This window comes from Dorea longicatena, assembly GCF_024168045.1.
GTDB lineage: Bacteria > Bacillota > Clostridia > Lachnospirales > Lachnospiraceae > Dorea_A.
Genome location: NZ_CP100126.1, coordinates 1874821 through 1896558, shown reverse-complemented (window position 1 = coordinate 1896558; position 21738 = coordinate 1874821). Strand labels below are relative to the sequence as shown.

Below are 21738 nucleotides of genomic sequence, written 5' to 3'. Positions count from 1 at the left end.
GAACAAAAAAGAATACAACTGAAAAAATGACAACCCCAATGCCGATGGGGAGAAAACAGAAAAAGTGGATGAGCCTTTACATGGCGCTGGTACTGACCGTAACGGTTGGAGCAACGACCGCATTCGCAGCCGGAGATCCGTTGTCCGTTATCAATAACCTGTCTACCTTTATTTTTTCTCTGATTCGTGCGATCGGTTTGATTTTGCTTGGATTTGGTGTTGTGCAGGTTGGTCTGTCTTTAAAAAGCCATGATCCAAGCCAGAGGGCAAATGGATTTCTGACACTGGCCGGAGGGGTAATTATTACGTTCGCCAAAGAAATCCTCGATTTGATTATGGCGTAAGCCTCTTTGAAAAAATATATCAGGAAACAGCAGGAGTGCCGAAAGGCGCTCCTGTATTCAAAAATATGTTTAAGGAGGTGAGAGTTTTTGAGTGATAACTGGATTGTACAGAATCTAAACTCAGCACTATCCACATGGAGTGAAAAGATGGCAGAACTGTGGACTCTGCTGACTGAAAATCCGGCAACTTTTAAGGGCGGCGGCATCTGGCGGATTATGGTAAATATTAATGATGCACTGACAGCCATTGCTTATGGATTACTGGTATTATTTTTCGCAGCCGGAATCATTAAAACGTGTGGCAGTTTTACAGATCTGAAAAAGCCGGAACATGTGCTAAAAGCATTTATCCGGTTTGCACTTGCTCAGGGAGCAATTACATACGGGATGGAACTTATGCAGGCACTGTTTTCCATTGTGCAGGGAATCGTGACAACCGTAATGAGTGGCTCCAGTATGGCAGGAAGCGTGACGGAACTGCCAACGGAGATTGTAGATAAGATTGAGAGTGTGGGAATGTTGGAATCCATTCCATTGTGGATTGTCACACTGCTTGGCAGTCTGCTGATCACTGTATTGTCATTTGTAATGATCCTGACAGTGTATGGCAGAATGTTCAAAATCTATATGTATACGGCAATCGCCCCGATTCCGATTTCCTCATTTGCAGGAGAACCCACGCAGTCCATCGGAAAGAACTTTATTCGTTCTTATATAGGCGTGTGTCTGGAAGGGGCAATTATTGCACTGGCATGCATTATCTTTTCTGCTTATGCGGCAAGCCCTCCGGCTGTCGGAGATACGGAGCTGAGTGCAGTTACAATCGTGTGGAACTATGTAGGAGAACTGGTATTCAATTTACTGGTGCTGGTTGGAGCAATTAAGGCATCTGACCGTATTGTCAGAGAAATGATGGGACTTGGAGGTTAAAAATATGGATACAAAGAAAACATTAAGATATAACTGGGAATTTGGACGTGAGACAGTAGCAATACGAGCGAGCTCTTATCGGAACAATGGAAATTTATATGTAGGACTCTGCCATAAGGAAGGGAGAGAATGGGAAGATTTTGGAGATGTAACCATTAATCTGCCTTATCAGTTCTTAGAGCCAAATGAGGCTTTTATAACAGGAGATTTTACCAAGGATATGCTTAATTTTATCAAGGAACATAAACTTGGAAAAGTGTTGAATGAAACAGGAAGATCAGGATATACAACCTATCAGAAGGTAGCGTTTGATCTAGCAAGACTTGCGGAATTTGATCCGGAAGGCGTTGCGGAACACTGTAGATTTGCCGGGATAGAAGTACCGAAAGAAAAACCACAGAAAACGAAGAAACAAAACAGGGGAGAGGAACGATAATTTATGGAAGTAAAGATGAACAAAGAAATCAGGGACTATCAGGAATCCATGTTTATGGGACTGGACCTGAGACAATGTGTGTGTTCTGTTCTTGCGATTCTTACAGCAATCGGAATTTACTTTGGAATGCGTGATATTACTGGACAGGAAATAACCGGATGGCTGTGTGTGCTTGGTGCTGCTCCATTTGCTGCCTGTGGCTTTTTCAAATATCATGGTATGACAGCCGAACAGTTTTTATGGGCAGTGATCAAATCCGAATTGCTGTATCCGAAGAAACTGGTGTTTCAGTCGGAAGATATCTACTACTCCTGCATGCAGGAGACCATCTCGCTGGGAGAAAAGAATCAAAAGGATGGAGCGGAAATCATAAAAGAGCGGGAGCAAATAGCAGAAGCAAAACAGAGAAAGAAACGCAAGGGAAGGAGTGATGCCTTTGATTAAAACTTTAAGTCAGGCACTTCGGATGGATAAGGAACGCTTCAAAGTTCCGAAATCCGTCCAACAGGCAATTCCCATCCAGCGAATCTGGCCGGATGGAATTTTTCAACAGGGAACGAAATTCTCAAAAACATATCGTTTTACAGATATCAACTATTATATTGCGAGTAAGGACAATAAGACAGAAATGTTTCTGGATTATTCCGAACTCTTAAATGCACTGGATTCCGGCATTTCTGCCAAAATTACCATCAATAACCGGAGAATCAATAAAGAAGAATTTGAAAAATCAATCCTGCTTCCAATGAAGGAAGATGGACTGGACCACTATCGGGAAGAATACAACGAAATGCTCCTGTCTAAGATTACAGGAACAAACAACAGCATCTATCAGGAACGGTATCTGACTGTCAGTGTACATAAAAGATCTATTGACGATGCAAGAACCTATTTTGCACGTATCGGAACAGACATCGTAACACATCTGGCAAAGTTATCGTCCACAGCAGAAGGACTGGACGCAGAGAGCCGGCTCCAGATCTTCCGGGACTTTTTCAAAGGAGATGTCCCACAGGCATTTCCGTTTGATCTGAAACAATTTGCCAAGAAGGGAACAAGTTTCAAGGACTGGATGTGTCCGGATTCTATGGAATTTGAACGTGACCATTTTAAAATCGGTGACAGGTACGGAAGAGTCCTGTATATGCAGGATTATGCAAGTTATGTCAAAGATGACATGATTTCAGAACTGTGTGACTTCAGCCGGAATCTGATGTTGTCGATTGACATCCTGCCAGTCCCTACGGATGAAGCAGTAAGGGAAATCCAGAACCGACTGCTTGGTGTGGAAACAAATGTGACCAACTGGCAGAGAAGACAGAATGCAAACAATAACTTTTCTGCCATCGTCCCATACGATATGGAGTTGCAGAGGAAAGAGACAAAAGAAATGCTCGATGATCTGACAACCAGAGACCAACGGATGATGTTTGGAATTCTGACGATGGTACATCTGGCAGACAGTAAAAAACAGCTGGATTCCGATACAGAACTGCTCCTGTCGGTGGCAAGAAAGCATCTGTGCCAGATGTCAACACTGAAGTGGCAGCAAGTGGACGGACTGAATACAGTGCTCCCGTATGGACTGCGTAAGATCAATGCGCTGCGTACACTGACAACGGAATCTACGGCTGTTTTAATTCCGTTCCATACACAGGAAATCCTGCAGCCGGGAGGCATCTATTACGGGCAGAATGCAGTCAGTAAGAATCTGTTGGTAGCCGACCGGAAGAAACTGATGAATGGAAACAGTTTCCGATTAGGTGTCAGTGGATCAGGAAAGAGTTTCTCGGCAAAAGAAGAGATCGTGCATCTGGCATTGAGTACCGATGATGATATCCTGATCCTTGACCCGGAGTCCGAATTTACAAAATTAGTAGAGGCTCTGGGCGGACAGGTTGTAAAAGTATCTGCGACATCAGACAATCACCTGAATGCAATGGATATGGACGCAGCCTACGGCAATGAAAAGAATCCACTGATTGAAAAATCGGAGTTTATCCTGTCTGTGTTCGAGCAGTTGGTTGGAGCAGGAAATCTGTCGGCAAAAGAAAAGTCGATTCTGGACCGCTGTGCTGCAGATGTGTACCGGGATTATATCCGAAGTGGTTATACCGGAGAAGTTCCGACATTGAAAGATATGTACCGACAGCTGATGTTACAGCCGGAAGAAGAGGCAAGAGGACTGGCATTATCATCTGAACTTTTTATCAATGGAAGCCTGAACACCTTTGCACAGCCGACCAATGTGAATAAGAAGAACAGGATCATGGATTATGACATCCGGGAACTGGGGGAACAGCTGATGCCGCTTGGAATGCTGGTTACCTTAGACAGTATTTTCAACAGGGTAATTCAGAACTGGAAAGAAGGAAAAACGACATGGATATTTGCCGATGAGTTCTATCTGTTATTCCGCTATGAATACAGTGCAAATTTCTTCTACCGACTTTATAAGAGAATCAGAAAATACAATGGATTCGTGACAGGTTTAACCCAAAATGTTGAGGAACTTCTGAAATCGGACACTGCAAGACTGATGTTGGCAAACAGTGAGTTTTTGATTCTTTTGAATCAGGCAAGTACAGACAGGGAAGAACTGGCAGCTCTTTTGAATATTTCCGAAAACCAACTGTCCTATATTACAAATGTATCGGTTGGTAGTGGTCTGATCCGTTGCTCTGGAAATATCGTACCATTTGAGAATACGTTCCCAAAGAATACAGACCTTTATAAACTAATGACAACAAAACCGGGAGAATCATAATGAAGAAAAAAGAAGAAGTAACGATAACTTTTTATGCTGCAGAGTGCGGTGAGTTCCATGATTTAGGAGAATATACAAAATGCAGAACGTTGGAAGAGGCATATAAAAAGTACCAGAAATATTGTAGAACATCTGCCAATATGTGTCCGGCTATTGAGTTTTCCATCCATGATCCGTACTCTATTTATTCGGATATGGAATATCCATTGCCGTTGTCATCAAAAGACAGGGGTGATTTGGAGCTTGTGCCATATTACAACGAGCATCCACTGGTAAATGAAGCAATCAGACAGTTGGAGCAGTTGCAGAAACAGCAGGAAAAAAAGAAACATCGGGATGTTGCCCGATGAGATAAGAGATACGGAAAGAGGGTGACCGGATGAGAGATATCAAGGAACGGGTAAGGGATAAGAATCCGAAGATTCGAAATCCGGATGCCCGGCTTCCGAAAGAACTGGTACGCTCGGCTGTACTGGAAGCAAAAGAAAAGCCAAGGGAACTACATGAGAAAAGCAGTGGTCAGTCAGACTCTCCAACACAGTATGGCATTGAAAAAATAGAATCCGTACAGTACAGGGCGGCGAGTGTGGCAGGAAAAACCATAGGGAAAACCACATATCGAGGTGGGAAAAAACTTGCCGGAGTGACCTACAGGAAGATAAAGGAAAGAAAACGCAGACAGGAAGAAGCGAAAGCTGCCGAAGAAGCAATGGAGCAGGGGGCAGAAAGCGGAAAGAAATTGATCAAGCTGAAACCGGAGCAGGCAGCACTTGCCAAAGAAAACGGTAAACGGCAGGTAAAAGCAGCACCGAGAGTGGTAAAAGTATCTGGTCTGTCTCAAGAAAAAATCAAGACACAGGCATCCGTACAGACACAGCAGGTGGAAAAGAGCCTTCAGGCGATGCAGAAAGCAAGAGCAGTCCAGATGGCAAGAAAATCAGCACAGGCATCGACAGAAAGTGGAAAAGCAGTCCTTCAGGTAACAGGAAAAGGCTCAAAGTTATCCGTAAAGGGAATTACAGCAGTGATTCAAAAAGGGGTAGTAGCTCTTGAAAAAATGGGAAAATGGATTGCTGCCGGAGGCGGTGCATTTCTTCTGGTATTTATTCTGATTGCAGGAATCATTGCAGGAGCAGCCTTCAGCAGTAGTTCGGAAAACTCCGAATCTCTAAGTGATGAGGTGCTGGCTTATACTTCGGTGATACAGCAGTATGCATCCCAATATGGCATTCCAGAATATGTGTCTGCGATACAGGCGATTATGATGCAGGAATCCGGGGGAAGAGGAACAGACCCGATGCAGTGTTCGGAAAGTCCGTACAATACAAGGTTTTCACACAGCCCCGGTTCTATTACCGATCCGAATTATTCGATAGAGGTGGGAGTACAGACCTTTGCAGACTGTATCAGTCAGGCAGGATGCAGCAGCCCACAGGATATGGACAAGTTAAAACTTGCATGGCAGGGATATAACTATGGAAACGGATACATAGTATGGGCGTTGCAAAGAGGCGGATACACAGAAGCCAATGCTTTACAATTTTCACAGGAGCAGGCAGCTTCGCATGGATGGAGCAGCTATGGAGATCCCGAATACGTTCCCCATGTGATGCGGTATTATTCCGGTGGCAGCCTGTTTGCTGGTTTGTTTGGAAGTCAGCAGATTGTATCGGTAGCAATGGGGCAGATCGGGAACAGTGGCGGCCAGAAGTTCTGGAGCTGGTATGGATTCGACAGCCGAGTAGAATGGTGTGCCTGTTTTGTGAGCTGGTGTGCAGATCAAAGCGGTCTGATAGCAAGTGGGAATGTTCCAAAGTTCTCATTGTGCCGTGATGGAGTGTCCTGGTTTCAGGGAAAGAATAAGTGGCAGAGTGGTGGAACAACCCCGACAGCCGGAATGATCATCTTTTTCGACTGGGATCACGACGGAACATCAGACCACGTAGGAATTGTAGAAAAATACGAAGGTGGACGAGTTTACACGATTGAAGGAAATTCCAGTGATCAGGTACGACAGAGGAACTATGCGGTGGATTATGCCTCAATCATAGGATATGGGGTGATAAATTGATGGTTTCTTTCATAATTTGTTAAGGATTTTATAAGGGAGTTAATGAATCCTTTGGAAAATAGTCACAAAATAGGCACAGTTGATTGATAAATTGTTATTGTAACTTTTAGTGATAGACATATAAAGAGTTAGAAATCTTTATAATTGACTTGAATTAGGAGGTAGTGAATATGAGTGATCAGAATGTAAAAGCAGCACAAAAATATTTAAATGCGATGTTTGGTGGACATAAGGATTGGGTAAAACTGGATGAAGATGGAAAGACCGGAACAGCCGTGATGCAGGGAATCATTCGTGCATTTCAGATTCAGAATGGAATCTCAACGATTACAGGAACGGTTGGACCACTTACTATTAATACCATGAAGAAGTTAGCCATTATTACAAAAATGGATCCGAATGATACTCCGCAGGTTAATGTATGCTTGATTCAGTGTGCTCTGTTTTGCAAAGGATATGCTGCTGGAGGAATTACTGGAATTTATTATACATCAGGAGTAAATGCAGTTAAAAAGATGCAGGAAAATGCAGGACTGGAAGTTACGGGCAAAATTGATTGGAAAGTTTGGTCTGGATTGTTATCCCTAAACTGGTTTACAAAGGTTTCTGGTGGGGATTCCAATATTGTTCTTATTCAACAGCAATTAAATAGTGATTGGTCAGATGTTATTGGTGTTGGACCTTGTGATGGAATTGCCTCAAGACAGACAATTTTGTCTTTAGTTGGTGCATTGCAGGCGGCTGAAGGAGTTACAACTGAATTAATTACAGATTTGAATTCCGTTAATTTTGGCGATGCAACAACAAATGCGTTTCCGGGTACATTACAGAACGGACAGAACTCGATGAAATATGTTCCATTTAATAAGATTGCTCAATACGGACTATATTTTAACGGATATAATCCGGGAAGATTCGATGGCGTGTTTGATTCGACTACAGAGTCAAAGGTGTCAGAATTTCAGGAGTTTTATGGCCTGACAGGAATTGGACTTGTAACAAAAGGAAAAGTAAATGTTTCTACTATGAAATCATTGCTTACGAGTAAAGGCGATACAAACAGGGCAGCAAAAGCGTGTGACTGTGCAACAGTATTAAATAAACAACAGGCATTAGATATAAAAAATGCAGGGTATACTCATGTAGGACGTTATCTGACAGGTTCTGTTGGAAAAGAGCATACACCGAAATATCTGACTTCTGCAGAAGTAAAAAATATAGAGAATGCAGGATTATCAGTATTTCCGATATATCAGGATGGGGGATATGAATTAAACTATTTTAAAGATCCATCACAGGGAAGTGTTGATGCACAGACGGCGATTTTAGCGGCAGAGAGAATTGGTATACCAAGCGGAACAACCATATATTTTGCAGTGGATTTTGACTGTTATTCATATCAGATTGATACGTTTATCATACCTTATTTTGAGCAGATTCACATGATCTTTTTTAGTTCGACAAATGACAAAAACTATAAAGTCGGCATTTATGCACCAAGATATGTATGTACAAAAGTTTATGAAGCTGGATTGGCAAGTAAATCTTTTGTGGCAGATATGTCTACCGGATTCAGCTGTAACTTGGGATATTCGATGCCGAAGAACTGGGCGTTTGATCAATTTTGTGAGTTGAGCTCATTTTCTTCATCACCTTCGTTCCCACTGGATAAAGATGCATATTCAGGGAGAGATACTGGATTTAAAAAGTTCGATGCCGTATCGACAAAAACAGATGAGGAAATAGCGCAAGAAAATCTTCGGGCAAAGGTAAAAATAGCACGAAATCAATATGTCTATAATGTAATGGAGCCGCTTGGTTATCTGAATAAAATTATGGATGTGGGTGTGGAGTATGATAAGAAAATTTCACTGGGAACAATGATGAGTCCTCAAGGAGCAATTGATATTTCTACTAAAATATCCACATCGCTTGAAAGTTCAACTGGTAAAATTTATAATATAAAAGTGGATATAGGAAATGATGGAGAATTGACACAAACTTGCAAAAATCAAATTATGGAGATTTCATCAAATTTATCAGATACAGGTATAGAGGGAGCAGATAACTTTGGAAATACGATAGAAAAAATTGCTTTATCGGTTAAATCTGGTAATATTGCTTTTGAAATAAATAATGTTTTTGCCAATAGTGTAGAGTTTTCCATTGTATTTAGTACATCAGATTTGCTGCCAGAAGAGGAAAAAGAGTGGACAATATCGGTTGCTTTGATTTTTACAATGACATTAAATTCTAATAGTGGTCTTGAATTTAATGTTGTAGAATTCACAAAAGAGCATAGTAATATACTGGCAGGAGCCGTAATATTAGTTCTTGCGGGTGCATTAGTTGTAAATGCAATTCCGTCAATTATTGCTTTATTTTCAGCTGGAGCAGGTACTGTTTTTGGTTTGTTGATTCAAGCGCTGTAAATTGTAAAAGAATAAAAGAGACAATGGCCAGAGGTTCGATTTTATAAAGAGGACCTCTGGCAAAAGGGGGATTAAGAAGAATGCATATTAAATCAATTGTGTCAGATGAGGATAGGGAAGAATTAGAAAGAATGCTTTCGCTTGGGTTTATAATTCCTAATCAATTATTTAAAACAAGACAGAAAAGTAGAATGATTATCTATATTTTTACACCTGTAGAATTTTTACTGTCGATTAATTGTTATCTGTCGGAAAGTTATTTGATGTTTGGAATAGGGATTGGAACTTGTGTGGCTTGTGTGGCTTGGATTATTTGGTATCAAATGATTGGTAAAAATTTTGAAAAAAATGTTCATGAATTTGTCTGGGGTAGATCAGGATATGAAACGGTGGATATCGATGAAAACGCAATTAAAATAGATGAAGATCAAATTTATGAATTTAAAAATATTGATAGAATGTTCTTATATAAAAACTTCTTTTTTTTCATAACAAATGAAAAGAAAATATTTATATTTAAAACGACAGATATGGAGTCGGATGAACTTATAAAAATTATTAAAACAACAGGGATTTTATTTGAAAAAAAAGAAAAACCATTTAATATTTATAAGTATTGTAAAAAAGGAAAAAGTTTTTAAAAATAAGCAGAGGATGGTGGATTTATCATCCTTTTAGAGAAGAGCATGTATTTTAAAGGGAATCTGGTTTTGCAGGTTCCCTTTTTGCCATCAAAAACGTTGATGTTTTATCAAATGACGCTAAAAATAAAAAGAATAATGCAGGGGGTGACATTATTAGTTATCGCTGTAATATTTGGATAAAATATAAATAAAACATAAAAAATATAAATAAATTATAAAATGGCGACAGTTTTTTCTTGTTCAAGTGTTTATTATATAGAGGACAAAATAAGACAGCAAAGGAAGTGGTGCTGTTGCATCGGAAAAATGACACAAAATTAGTGATGTCCATTCGGGAAAAGAATTGAAGGGGATTCTTTTCCCCATTTGTCGTGTTACGAAAGACTGAGGGTAAGAAAATATGCTAGAACTTGCAATCTGTGATGATGACATCATCCTATGTAATTGGTTAGAACAGAAGCTGCTCCATTATGGGAAAGCGAATGACTGTCAGATATCTATAGAAATATACTATTCTGCGGAGCAGCTTCTTAACAGGCTGGAAGAAGAATCCTACGATATGTTATTCCTTGATATTTGTCTGGAACATGAGAATGGAATTGATATCGGAACGGAGATACGAAAGAAAAATTATGGAAAAGAACTGCGGATTACCTATATTTCAACATATCAGGAATATGCTATGAAATTATTCCGTATTCATCCATTTGATTTTCTTGTAAAGCCAATCCGAGAGGAAGAACTTTTCCGGGTGATAGGTGAATTACGGGAACTGTTAAAAGAACGGAAGAAAATATTTGAATATACGGATACAAAAGGAATCCACAAGATTTCTTATGACAAGATCCTGTATTTTTATAGTCTGGGAAAAAGAGTACATATCGTGACATCGGAAAAAGAATATGAATATCGAGGAAAATTAAAGGATGTAGCGGATGTAACAGAAGAATATTTCTTACTGATTCACAAGTCCTATCTCATCAATATGGAACACGTGGAGCATTACGAATATGACAACGTGGTTATGAAAGACAAGACACGTCTCAGTATCAGTAAAGCAAATCGCAAGAAGGTCAGGGAAAGACTATTACAAACGGAGAAGAAAAGATTATGAATATCCATTTGATCACTTATCTGACAAGTAAATTATTCTGGATTTATACTGTGTTCCGTTACAATACCATCCTGTATCCAAAAAATGAGGATACACAAAAGCTATTTGCATATTTTTGTGCATATCTGCTTTCATGCTGGGGAAGCATGCAGTGGGGAACGATGTACGGAGATCTGATCTTTGAGCTGATAGCTCTGTTAATTATAACAGTGGCATATCAGGCAGACTGGCAACATCATGTCTGGAATACACTTATGGTATATATTATGGGAATTTTATGTGATGGGATTCCAATCGTGTTCTTTCAACGGTATGCGGTAGCAAGAAATCCGGTGCATCATCACATGGGACCGGGAACTATTGTAATGGGAAATTTTATATTCTTTTTACTGGAAGTCATTATTGAAAGAAAAGTAGGTGTAAAGAGAAGTTATTATATAAAGAACCGTCATTGGCTTGCTATGCTTTCTGTCCCGGTGATCAGCATTATAGTCTGTATCAGGATATTGCTGCCAGACAGAAGAGGTGTGCGGTCTACGATTGTATTATTCTTACTGTTTATCAATGTGTTTATTTTCTATCTGCACGATGAGGTTCAGAAAAGTTATATTGAAACAGCAAAACAGGAAGAGATGAAAATTCAGATGAGCCAGTATGCAAAAGAACTGGAGATGATGATGAAATCACAGGACAGGCTGAATAAGATACATCATGATTACAAGCACCATCTTACAACAATAGGGGCAATGGCAAAAACGGGAGGAAATGAAGAGATTCTATCGTATCTGAAACAAATGGAGAATATAGCCGGAACAGCCTTATGTCATCATTTATATACAGAAAACCGTAATATGAATAATCTGCTGAATTATATTTTGGAAGATGTGAAATCAGTAATTGAAAAGCCAGAGATTTCTGTGGAAATACCGAATCATATAGGGGAAGAATTATTTGATATAAGTATAATAGTGGGAAATCTTATGGATAATGCTATTCGTGGGACAGCAGCTTCAGATGAAAGGAGATTATCGTTTCAGATGTATTATGGAAAAGGAATCATGAATATCCAGATTGAGAATAGCATAAAAGATACACCAAAAGTGCGGAATGGAATTTATCTGACAACGAAAAGCAGGAAAGAAGGACATGGAATAGGATTACAAAATGTGAAACTCGTAGTAGAAAAATATCATGGTCAGATGGAGATCTGCCATACGGAGAAATCCTTTCAAGTGAAAATATTATTATATATGAAATTAGATGAAAAATAGTAAGGCGATGGTGTCTTACTATTTTTTTCGACCGATTTCGTCTATTTTTGCCACCTCAAGGGGCATTTTTACCATTTATGAAAATTTTGTGATTTTTTAGATTATAGTAGTGCCAAAGTCAGAAAAAAGGAGGGTAGCGGTTATTTTGTAAAGGAATTATAGAAAAAGATTACAAGAGGGAGAAAGAGACTATGAAGAGATTTCGAAAGTCGGCTATAGCCTTAGTACTTGCACTCCTGATGGCACTACAGGGAACAGAGCCTATTTTTGTACAGGCAAAAGAGGCCATTGAGGATGTACAGAAGAATGCAGATTTCTCCAGACCAGAGGCTTTGACGGAAGAGGAAGCAGGGATTACAGATTCCACATCTGGAGAACAAGATAAGAGTCAGCAGTCTGATGCGGACGTACAAAATGAAACGACGCCATCAGAAGATACAGAGACGCAGGAAGAACAGACAACTCCAGCGGAAGAAACAGAAGAAAATCCGCAGGAAAAAGAAGTGGAGTTGAAAGAACCACAGGATTACTATCCGATTCCAGAAGAACCGGAAGGTGAACTGATTGATTATGATGCCATTTCCAAGACTTATAAGACAGGGGACAAGCAGTATACAACCGTTTATGGAGGTTATGTCGGAACTTATAAGAATGAGGATGGAGATACCGAGCTGGTTGATAATACACTTGTAAAACCAGAAGAAGCAGATACTCCGGCATCCGAAGAAGCACAGGAAGCCAGCAGTGTAGTGGCAACTGAAGAAAAGGAAGAGAAAACAGAAGTTTATCAGAACAAGGCAAACGATTATGCTATCCTTCTTCCGGAACAGATGTCAGAAGAGAATGGTGTAACGATTGAAAATGGAAAGACCAGAATCGGGATCATTCCGGTAGATGGAGATTATACACATTCCGTTATTAAAGACAATGCGATCCTTTATAATGAAGTTTACGAGGGCGCAGATGTTCAGTATACAGTACTGGATTCCAGCATTAAGGAAGATATCGTACTTCAGCAGCCAACAGACAGGGAAGTCTATGAATACGAGCTGCAGATTCCGGGGTATCAGGCAGAAGTAAAAGACAATCAGGTCTATATCTATCCGGAAGGGAAGACAATCAAAGATGCGAAGTATCTTCTGGAGACGCCATCAATGGAAGATGCTGCCGGGGAAATCAGTTTCCTGATCACATTGGAACTTCGGGAAGAAGATGGAAAAACAATCCTGACCGTAAAACCAGATAGGGATTGGCTTTCGGCAGAAGAACGTCAGTATCCGGTCAGGATCGATCCGACACCAGTAGAGATTCAGAAGAGTTCCTTTAACATGATCGGTGTGGAAGAGGGAAGTCCTACCAGTCAGATTGGTGACAACAATTATCCGTATGTCGGATTTGATGATGGTATTAAGTCTGGGAACCTTGCAGGATTTGGTACTGCACACCAGAACTGCCGGACTTATATCAAAGTAAATTCAAATTTTAGTCAGATTCCGAAAGATTCCAAAATTGACAGTGCAACATTTGCAGTCAGTCAGAAAACTGCATACAGTGGTGGTGCATCCCAGTTTGGACTTTATCGTGTAGATCAGTCGTGGAACACCTCCATCACATGGAAAACAAAACCAGTAAATCTTACGTTTCAGGATGTACAGAATGCAAGTACCAGCAGGAACAGCTATATCAATTATGACGTCAAAGATCTGGTCAATGACTGGGTGCAGGGAACGCATGCGAATAACGGATTTGCACTGGTAGCCATTGCCGAGGCAAATAACCTTGGAGCTTCTATGCAGTGTGAGGTACTGAATAACAGGGCATCCGTTTATGGACCGAAACTCAGCATCCAGTGGTCACCGGCTGAAGATCCATATCTGCGAGATATGTCACTGGATGAAACAACGATCCTGCTTCGCCCGATGACAGAAAAGAATACAAATGGAAAGCTGAAGTTTGATGCCGTATTTGCAGACGGAATTGCAAAGAGCAAATCTACAGTAGAATATTATCTGCTTCCAGATGAGGAAAATGAAGAACATCACGAAACAGATGCAAAACCATTGTATTCCTATCCAGACAGTACTGAATACAATAAGCAGTTCCCGGAGGCGAATAAGTATTACAGCAAAGATTCCAACTGGCAGAGTGCACTGTATTCAGGGCTGACGAAGGACAAGCTTTATAAGATCAAAGCAAAAGCATCGAAAGAGATTGATGGAAAGCTGGAAACAGGAAAAGAAGTGACCAGTGACAGCTTTGTGATCTATGAAGTGAAGCAGTTTGATACATTCCCGAAGATTGCAAAATATTATGGTGTTCCGCTTAAGAACATTATGAAAGACAATCAGGTTATGGACGCACTGGTAGTCGCAAATAACACGATCTTTATCCGTAACCCACAGACAAATGTTCCATATAGTCCTGCACCGCTTACCGATCAGGATAAGATGCGGATTGACGGAGCATTGATGGGAAGAGGCCTGCACTGTGAATTTGGATTTGAACCAGTCAACTTAAATACTGGTAACTTCTACATGGATCAGTCCGATGCGACGATGAATGAACTGAATGGAGAATTCTCCATTACAAGAAGCTACAATTCCAAAGGAACAGACCAGCATTCCATGTTCGGACGTGGATGGAGCTTTAACTATGACCAGTCACTTTCTCAAATGGAGGACGGAAGTCTTCTGTATATGAGAGGGGACGGAAGTTATCTGATCTTTGATAAGAATGAAGATGGAAGCTACACTACTCCGGATGGTTATGTATATGATTTAAAAGCAGTCAGCTATAAAGATACAGACCATGACTACATCGGATGGGAACTGACAGATGCGGATCAGAGCGTCTGGTCATTTGATAAATATGGAATTTTACGTTATGTAACGGATGTGAATGGATTTAAGACAGTATTAGATTATGACGATGATTATAATCTGAGTAAGATTACAACACCATCCGGAAAAACATTCGGGGTAAAACAGGATAAATTCGGGCATATCAAGGAACTGTCTCTTCCAGATGGTGGAAAAGTTTCTTACAAATATGATGAGCAGGGAAATCTGATATCTGTAACAGATCCGAATGGAACAACAAAAGAGTACAAATATGATGATGACAGCCGTATGACAAGCTGGAAAGATGAGAATGGCAATACGGTTGTAAAGAATACTTACGATAAAGAAGGAAGAGTTGTAGAGCAGACTGATGCAGAAAAAGGAACGGCAACTTTCAAGTACGGAAAGAGTTCTACTACAACAACGGATAACGAAGGAAATAAGACCGTTTATCATTATGATGATCAGTACCGCACAACATCCATTGAATATCCGGATGGAACAACCTGTGAAAAGACTTATAATGCAGAGAATCAGCTTGCTTCCGAAACGACAGCAGCCGGAACAAAAACTTACACTTATGATACATTTGGCAATGTAGCAACGGAGACAAGAGAGGATGGAAAGACAGCCTCTTATACTTATAATGAGCAGAATAAGCTGACCAGTGCAACTGGATATAACGGAGCAACGGTTACTTACAGTTATGACGGTAATGGAAATATGGTCACATCTACAAAACCGGATGGAACAGCCATTACCTATACTTACGATGACAAACATCGTATGGTATCCCAGACAGACGGCAGAGGTGTCACAACAACGTATTCGTATGACGGACCGAACATGACCGGATATGTGGATGGAAATGGAGCAGCATGGGGATTCACGTATGACGCGATGAATCGTGCAGTTACCATGACAGATCCACTTGGAAATGTAACCTCGAACAGTTACGATGCGAATGGCAATCTGACTTCCAAGACAGCAGCCGATGGCGGTGTGACCGCTTATACGCTGGATGGTGTGGGAAATATTACAGCAAGTACTGACGCACTGGGGAATACCACCACTTATACTTATGATAAGATGTACAACATGACCAGTGGTACAGATCCGAAAGGAAATCAGATCAGCTACGTTTATGATAAGAATTATCAGCAGGTCAAAGCAACCGATGCAAAAGGAAATACAATTACTTATAAGTATGACAGCATGGGACGTGTCATAGAAGAGAGTAATAAAGATTTTGGAACAAAGCTCTATGAATATGACAAAGCAGGAAATCTGAAAAAATATACCGATGGAAATGGAAATGCAACCGTATCCAAGTTTGATTCTCTTGGACAGGTGCTTCAGTCCAAAGATGCAGTTGGTAATATAACCAAATATGAATATGACGCATTAGGAAATGAAACCAAGATTACTTATGGAGATGGAAGCAGCCATTCCAAGGAATATGATAACTGCGGAAGACTCGCTAAAGAGACAGATGAATTAGGTGCAGTTACCACTTATACTTATGATGCGGCAGACAATCTGGTATCAAAATCAGATGACAGTGGAAGAACCTGGACTTATACCTACGATAATACAGGAAACCGCTTAAGTGAAACCAACCCAGAAGGTGGAACTACCACATATACTTATGATAAAGCAGGAAATCTGGTATCTTCTACCGATGAAGAGGGAAGAACAGATACTTATGCTTACGACAAGGCAGGAAATCTGACTACATCCAAAGATGCCCTTGGATATACCGTATCCATGAAGTATGACTTAAATGGAAATCTGGTATCCTCTACCGATGAAAATGGAAATACCAGTACCATGACTTACGATGGTAATGGAAACATGACATCGGTAAGCGATGCAAAGGGCAACATTACAGCAATGAAATATGATTCCACCGACAATCTGGAACAGACGGTGGATGCCCTGAAAGGAAAGACCACTTACGAATACGATTCACAGGGCAACAGCACAAAGATGACAGATGCCCTCGGCAATGCGTATAGTTATGTGTATGATAAAGAGGGAAATAACACATCCATAATACTGCCGACAGGGGACAAGGTGCTGATGGAGTACGATGCCATCGGACAGCTTGTAAAATGTACGGATGCACAGGGACTCGTAATTACCTATCAATATGACGGAGCAGGCAACCTGATCCATTCCTCCGACAATAGTGGAAACAGTATGGATTATACTTATGATGGTGCCGGAAATGTACTGACACAGACCGATGAACTTGGCAGGACAGCAACATACAAGTACGATCAGTACGGCAGACTCCTGAAACTTACTGAAGCAGACGGAAGTATCACATCTTATGAATATGATGTTATGGACCGCATTACAGCGGTAACGGATGCGGAAGGTCATAAAACAACCTTTACCTACGATAAAGTCGGCAACCAGTTATCCATGACAGAAGAAGAGGAAGCCACATATAAATACGCTTACGATAAGAAAGACCGGGTTATTTCTCAGACAAATCCACTGGGAGCATCCAGCACCTTTAAGTATGACGGAAATGATAATGTGACGGAATCTGTCGATGAAAACGGTACGGTTACCAAGTATGCTTACGATAAAAATGACAACCTCGTATCCCAGACAGACGGAAATGGAAATACGACAACCTACCAGTATGATGAACTGGACCGCAAGATCGGTGAGACTTCTCCGTTAAAAGAAACAAATGAATACCGTTATGATGCCATTGGAAATCTTACCAAATCAAAAGATCCGATGGGACTCATTACCGAATACAAATATGACAGCCTGAGTAACATGACGGAACAGATTTCTCCAAAGGGAGCAGTTACCAAATATGATTACGACAAGCATGGCAATGTCATTTCTGTAACGGATGCAAAGGGAAATGAGACACAGTACAGTGTTGACCTGAATGACAATGTCACAAAGATGACACAGGCGAATGGTGGAGAGTATACCTATAGTTATGATAAAGCCGGACGTCTGAAGAGTATGACCAGTCCACTGGGTTATACCAAGAATTTCTCTTATGATAAAGTGGACAACGTGGTAAAAGAAAGCGACAGCTTAAAGAGTACCACCACTTATACTTACGATAAGCTCCATAACATGAAGTCTTCTACCAATGCACTGGATGGAACAACCAGCTTTTCTTATGATAAGTATGGCAATCTGGTGAAGGAGACAGATCCGCTTGGACGGAGCAATACCTACAGTTATGACCTGGCAGGCCAGATGACTTCTGCAGCTGATCCGCTTGGTAAGATAACTGCTTATACTTACGACCCGGCAGGAAATATTACTGAGATCACCAAACCGGGTGGAAGAAAGACCAGCTATGGATATGACAAGAATTATAATGTGACATCTGTAACAGACCCGATGGGCTATGTTGCAAAGACAGTATACGATAAAGACAATCGTGTAACAGAAGAGACCGATGCACTGGGGCAGAAGGAATCCTATACCTATGATAAGGACAGCAGGGTAACTTCTATTACAGACAAGCGGGGATTCACAACGGGATTTGATTACGATGCACATGGTAATATTCAGGTTGTTACAGATAAGACCGGATTAAAGAGCCATCTGGAATATGACAAGAATGACAATCTGACAAAAGTAACTGATGCTCTTGGCGGTGTAACAACTTACGGTTACGACAACATGGATAACCTGGTGACCTTCACCAATGCAGCAAATAAGACAACGAATTATACTTATGACTTAGAAGGCAACCTGACATCCATTAAAGATCCGGCAGGAAGAACGGAGAAATTCGACTATGATGAAAAAGGCAGACTGACCGGACATACACAGGCAAGCGGCAAGAAAACCACGTATGATTACGACAAGCTGAATGACCTGTTGGAGAAATCTTATCAGAACGCAAAAGGCGAGAAATCCGAAAAGAACGTGACCTACGCATATAACAGTGCCGGGGAACGGGTATCCATGAAGGATCAGACAGGCAAGAGCAGCTACGAATACGATGCACTCGGAAGAATCACCAAAGTAACAAACGGTTCGAAAAAGGATGTCAGCTACGTCTATGATGATGCAGATAATCTGCAGGCAATCGTATACCCGGATGGTACAAAGATCAGCTATGAATATGACTTAAATGATAATCTGGTAAAACTGACAGACCGTAATGGAAAAGTAACCACTTACAAGCATGATGCACTGAATCGTGTGACAGAAGTCATTAGAAGCAATGGAACAAAGACGGAAGTATCTTACGATGCAGAAGATCATATCACAAAGATTGTCAATACCTGTGGTTCGTGTGGCAAAGTAATCAGTACTTATGAGTACAAGTACAATGATCAGGGATATGTAGTTGGAGAAACAGCTACGGAACTGGAAGCTGGAACAAGAAAGACGCCAAGCTGGGAAGACTGGTATAACTGGGGCGATACACAGAAAGAGACAGACAAAGCAGACTGTGAGCATCAGGAAAAAGAGATCCAGACGACACGTACCTATGAATACGATGACAACTGGGAACTGACACGCTGTACGGAAAAAGCAGAGGGCGGTAAAAAGACAGTCCATAATTATACGTATGACAAGATTGGAAACCGGACCTCTTACGAGAAGATCGAAGATGGTGTCAGCAAAGCAAAATATAACTACAAGTATAACGATTCCAACCAGCTCATCAAACGCACGAATGCAAAAATCTGGGGCGATCCGGGAACAACCTACAGCTATGATAAAGATGGCAATCTAATCCAGGAATGTGATAAGACAAACAGTGCAGATCCGGTTACTTATGAATACACAGCAGAGAATCGTCTGGCAGTCGTAAAACAGGGTGGAACAGTCCTGATGGCAGCCATGTACGATGGAGATAACAATCGGGTATTCGAACTGGATAACACTTATAAATGGGAAGACTGCTATGGCGATGAAGTTCTGATTCCGGAGAACCAGCGTACAGAAGATGGAGACAGTCCGAAAGAACAGCTTGCATCTCTGGTAAAAGGCGGTTCCAATGCCAAAGGTTACACATTGACAGAGTATATCAACGATATCAATCGCGAGAATACAGAAGTCCTTGCAGAGTATGGAGCAGACGAGAAAGTACGTCAGGCTTATACTTATGGAGAAAGTGGAATCGGAGAACGGGTAAGCGTTGATAAATCGGAAGAAAGCAGTTATTATTTATATGACGGAAGAAACAGTGTAACCGGAATCCTGACAGAAAATGCTAACCTGACGAACAGTTATCAGTACGATCCGTATGGAAACCTTACATCAGGAACCGCAGATGGAGTCAATTATTACGCTTACAATGGGGAGTCCACAAATGTAAAAACAGGACTTCAGTATCTGCGGGCAAGATACTATGACGCAGAGAACGGAACCTTTACAACTGAAGATAGTGACCTTGGAACGACAGAAAATCCATTAACCAGAAATCGCTATGACTATACGACCAATAATCCGTTGAATTACAGTGATCCAACAGGACATTCCTTGTGGAGCAGGATTAAGGGTGCAGCTAAGAAAGCAGCAAAAAAGGTTGTAAAAACAGTCGTAAATACAGCGAAAAAAGTTGTTAAAACGGTTGCAAAAGGCGTAAAAGCGGCAGCTAAATGGGTGAAAAATGCAGTATCCCATCCAAAACAGGTAATACAGAAAGCTAAAAATACCGTAAAACAAAAAGCAAAACAGGCTTCTCAGAAGATTGTATCCAGTGGATCGAATTTTATAAGAGCTGTGAGCAAAGGTGGAGTAAAAGGCGGTCTTAGTTACATCGGAAATGGTGCTAAGAAAGTATATAGTTCTTTCAAATCCTATGCATCAGAAAAAACAAAAGAAATTCGCCAGACAATTAAAAGAGAAATGTGTACTACGACAAATAGAATTTCTTCAGCTTTTGGAAAAGTTGATTGGAATGTCGTAAAGAAAGTAGTAGCAGGTGGAGCAATCTTAGCTGGTCTTGGAATTGCAACAATAGTAACAGGTGGAGCAGCAGGAGTGATTGCGGCCGGAGCATTCAGTGGAGCTTTGATTGGCGGTGGAACTGGAGCTGTTCTTGGTGGTTTATCTAGTGCTGCAAATGGTGATGGATTTATTCAAGGTGCAGCTGATGGATTCTTGTGGGGAACAATTGGTGGAGCCGTATCAGGTGGTGTTGGAGCAGCAACAGGTTCACTTGCAAGTTCATCTGCATCGTCAATCATGAAAAATCCATTAGCTAAGAGTGCACTTGAAAATGCGGCAGATACAGCAGTTGGAACAATTGACGATTTAGCGCATGGTAGAGATGTATCTATAGGTTCCATAGCTATGGATTTTGGAACTGGGATGGTATCATCGAATATTGATTTGAAAAAGGCATCTCATACCACTTCAGTTATTGAAGACACAACAAAACATAGTGTCAAACCAGATTTTATTGTAGGAACAAATGGGACTACGGTATCTAAAGAAGTATATGATATGTCAAATGCAGAATTTGTTCAAGAAGTTGCAAACATATCGAATAAAAAAGTTAATGAGGAGTTGACACAGGAAGGAAAATCAGTATACGGTCATGTGGCAGGTTCAAAAAAACATAGTGAAGCCTATAGGATAGCAAGTGATTATCAAGAATTTGTAGATGATCGAGGTTTGAAGCTGGAACAGCCTTATAAAGATAATGAAAGCAAAACAAGAAATGAAAAAGAAGGCGTAAGGCTAGACGTTTACGATACAAATGATGGACAAGTATATGATTATAAGTTTGTAAAGAATCCGGGGAAAGGACTATCAAATAGGCAAAAGAACAAAATCATTCGCGAAGGCCCAGATGGATTAACGGAAAATGACATTCATGAAGTAAATCCGAAATAATTAAACAGGAAGCAATATTTGACGATATTGCTTCCGC

General features: G+C 40.7%; 12 protein-coding genes. All 12 read left to right on the top strand.

Features of this window, described 5'->3' with window-relative positions:
- The first annotated feature begins 26 nt into the window (after positions 1 to 26).
- Positions 27 to 344 carry a hypothetical protein gene (locus NKF87_RS08975; protein WP_006426976.1) on the top strand — a complete coding sequence of 106 codons (318 nt, stop codon included), beginning with the start codon at positions 27 to 29 and terminating at the stop codon, positions 342 to 344.
- 87 nt (positions 345 to 431) lie between these two features.
- Complete coding sequence (locus tag NKF87_RS08970) at positions 432 to 1274, top strand: hypothetical protein (RefSeq protein WP_173689658.1); 843 nt, start codon at positions 432 to 434, stop codon at positions 1272 to 1274.
- A gap of 4 nt (positions 1275 to 1278) precedes the next feature.
- Positions 1279 to 1710 carry a DUF4313 domain-containing protein gene (locus NKF87_RS08965; protein WP_173818945.1) on the top strand — a complete coding sequence of 144 codons (432 nt, stop codon included), beginning with the start codon at positions 1279 to 1281 and terminating at the stop codon, positions 1708 to 1710.
- Positions 1711 to 1713: 3 nt separating this feature from the next.
- Complete coding sequence (locus NKF87_RS08960) at positions 1714 to 2154, top strand: PrgI family protein (protein ID WP_195368708.1); 441 nt, start codon at positions 1714 to 1716, stop codon at positions 2152 to 2154.
- Positions 2141 to 4477, top strand: coding sequence for a VirB4-like conjugal transfer ATPase, CD1110 family (locus tag NKF87_RS08955; protein ID WP_195368709.1), 2337 nt, complete (start codon positions 2141 to 2143; stop codon positions 4475 to 4477). Before NKF87_RS08960 ends, NKF87_RS08955 begins: the two co-directional genes overlap by 14 nt.
- Positions 4477 to 4827, top strand: a complete 351-nt coding sequence (locus NKF87_RS08950; RefSeq protein ID WP_118702491.1) for a hypothetical protein — start codon at positions 4477 to 4479, stop codon at positions 4825 to 4827. The genes NKF87_RS08955 and NKF87_RS08950 overlap by 1 nt, the downstream gene beginning before the upstream one ends.
- Positions 4828 to 4856: 29 nt before the next feature.
- Complete coding sequence (locus NKF87_RS08945; protein WP_253583460.1) at positions 4857 to 6548, top strand: lysozyme family protein; 1692 nt, start codon at positions 4857 to 4859, stop codon at positions 6546 to 6548.
- Positions 6549 to 6718: 170 nt separating this feature from the next.
- Positions 6719 to 8980 (top strand): glycoside hydrolase domain-containing protein, encoded by a 2262-nt coding sequence (locus NKF87_RS08940; RefSeq protein ID WP_253583459.1) that lies wholly within the window; start codon positions 6719 to 6721, stop codon positions 8978 to 8980.
- Between the two features lie 80 nt (positions 8981 to 9060).
- Positions 9061 to 9621 carry a hypothetical protein gene (locus NKF87_RS08935; protein ID WP_006426967.1) on the top strand — a complete coding sequence of 187 codons (561 nt, stop codon included), beginning with the start codon at positions 9061 to 9063 and terminating at the stop codon, positions 9619 to 9621.
- Positions 9622 to 10024: 403 nt separating this feature from the next.
- Entirely contained in the window at positions 10025 to 10738 is a 714-nt protein-coding gene (locus NKF87_RS08930; RefSeq protein WP_015513340.1) for a LytR/AlgR family response regulator transcription factor, read from the top strand.
- Positions 10735 to 12009 carry a sensor histidine kinase gene (locus NKF87_RS08925; RefSeq protein ID WP_253583458.1) on the top strand — a complete coding sequence of 425 codons (1275 nt, stop codon included), beginning with the start codon at positions 10735 to 10737 and terminating at the stop codon, positions 12007 to 12009. The genes NKF87_RS08930 and NKF87_RS08925 overlap by 4 nt, the downstream gene beginning before the upstream one ends.
- 191 nt (positions 12010 to 12200) lie before the next feature.
- Positions 12201 to 21701 carry a DNRLRE domain-containing protein gene (locus NKF87_RS08920; protein ID WP_253583457.1) on the top strand — a complete coding sequence of 3167 codons (9501 nt, stop codon included), beginning with the start codon at positions 12201 to 12203 and terminating at the stop codon, positions 21699 to 21701.
- Positions 21702 to 21738 lie beyond the last annotated feature (37 nt).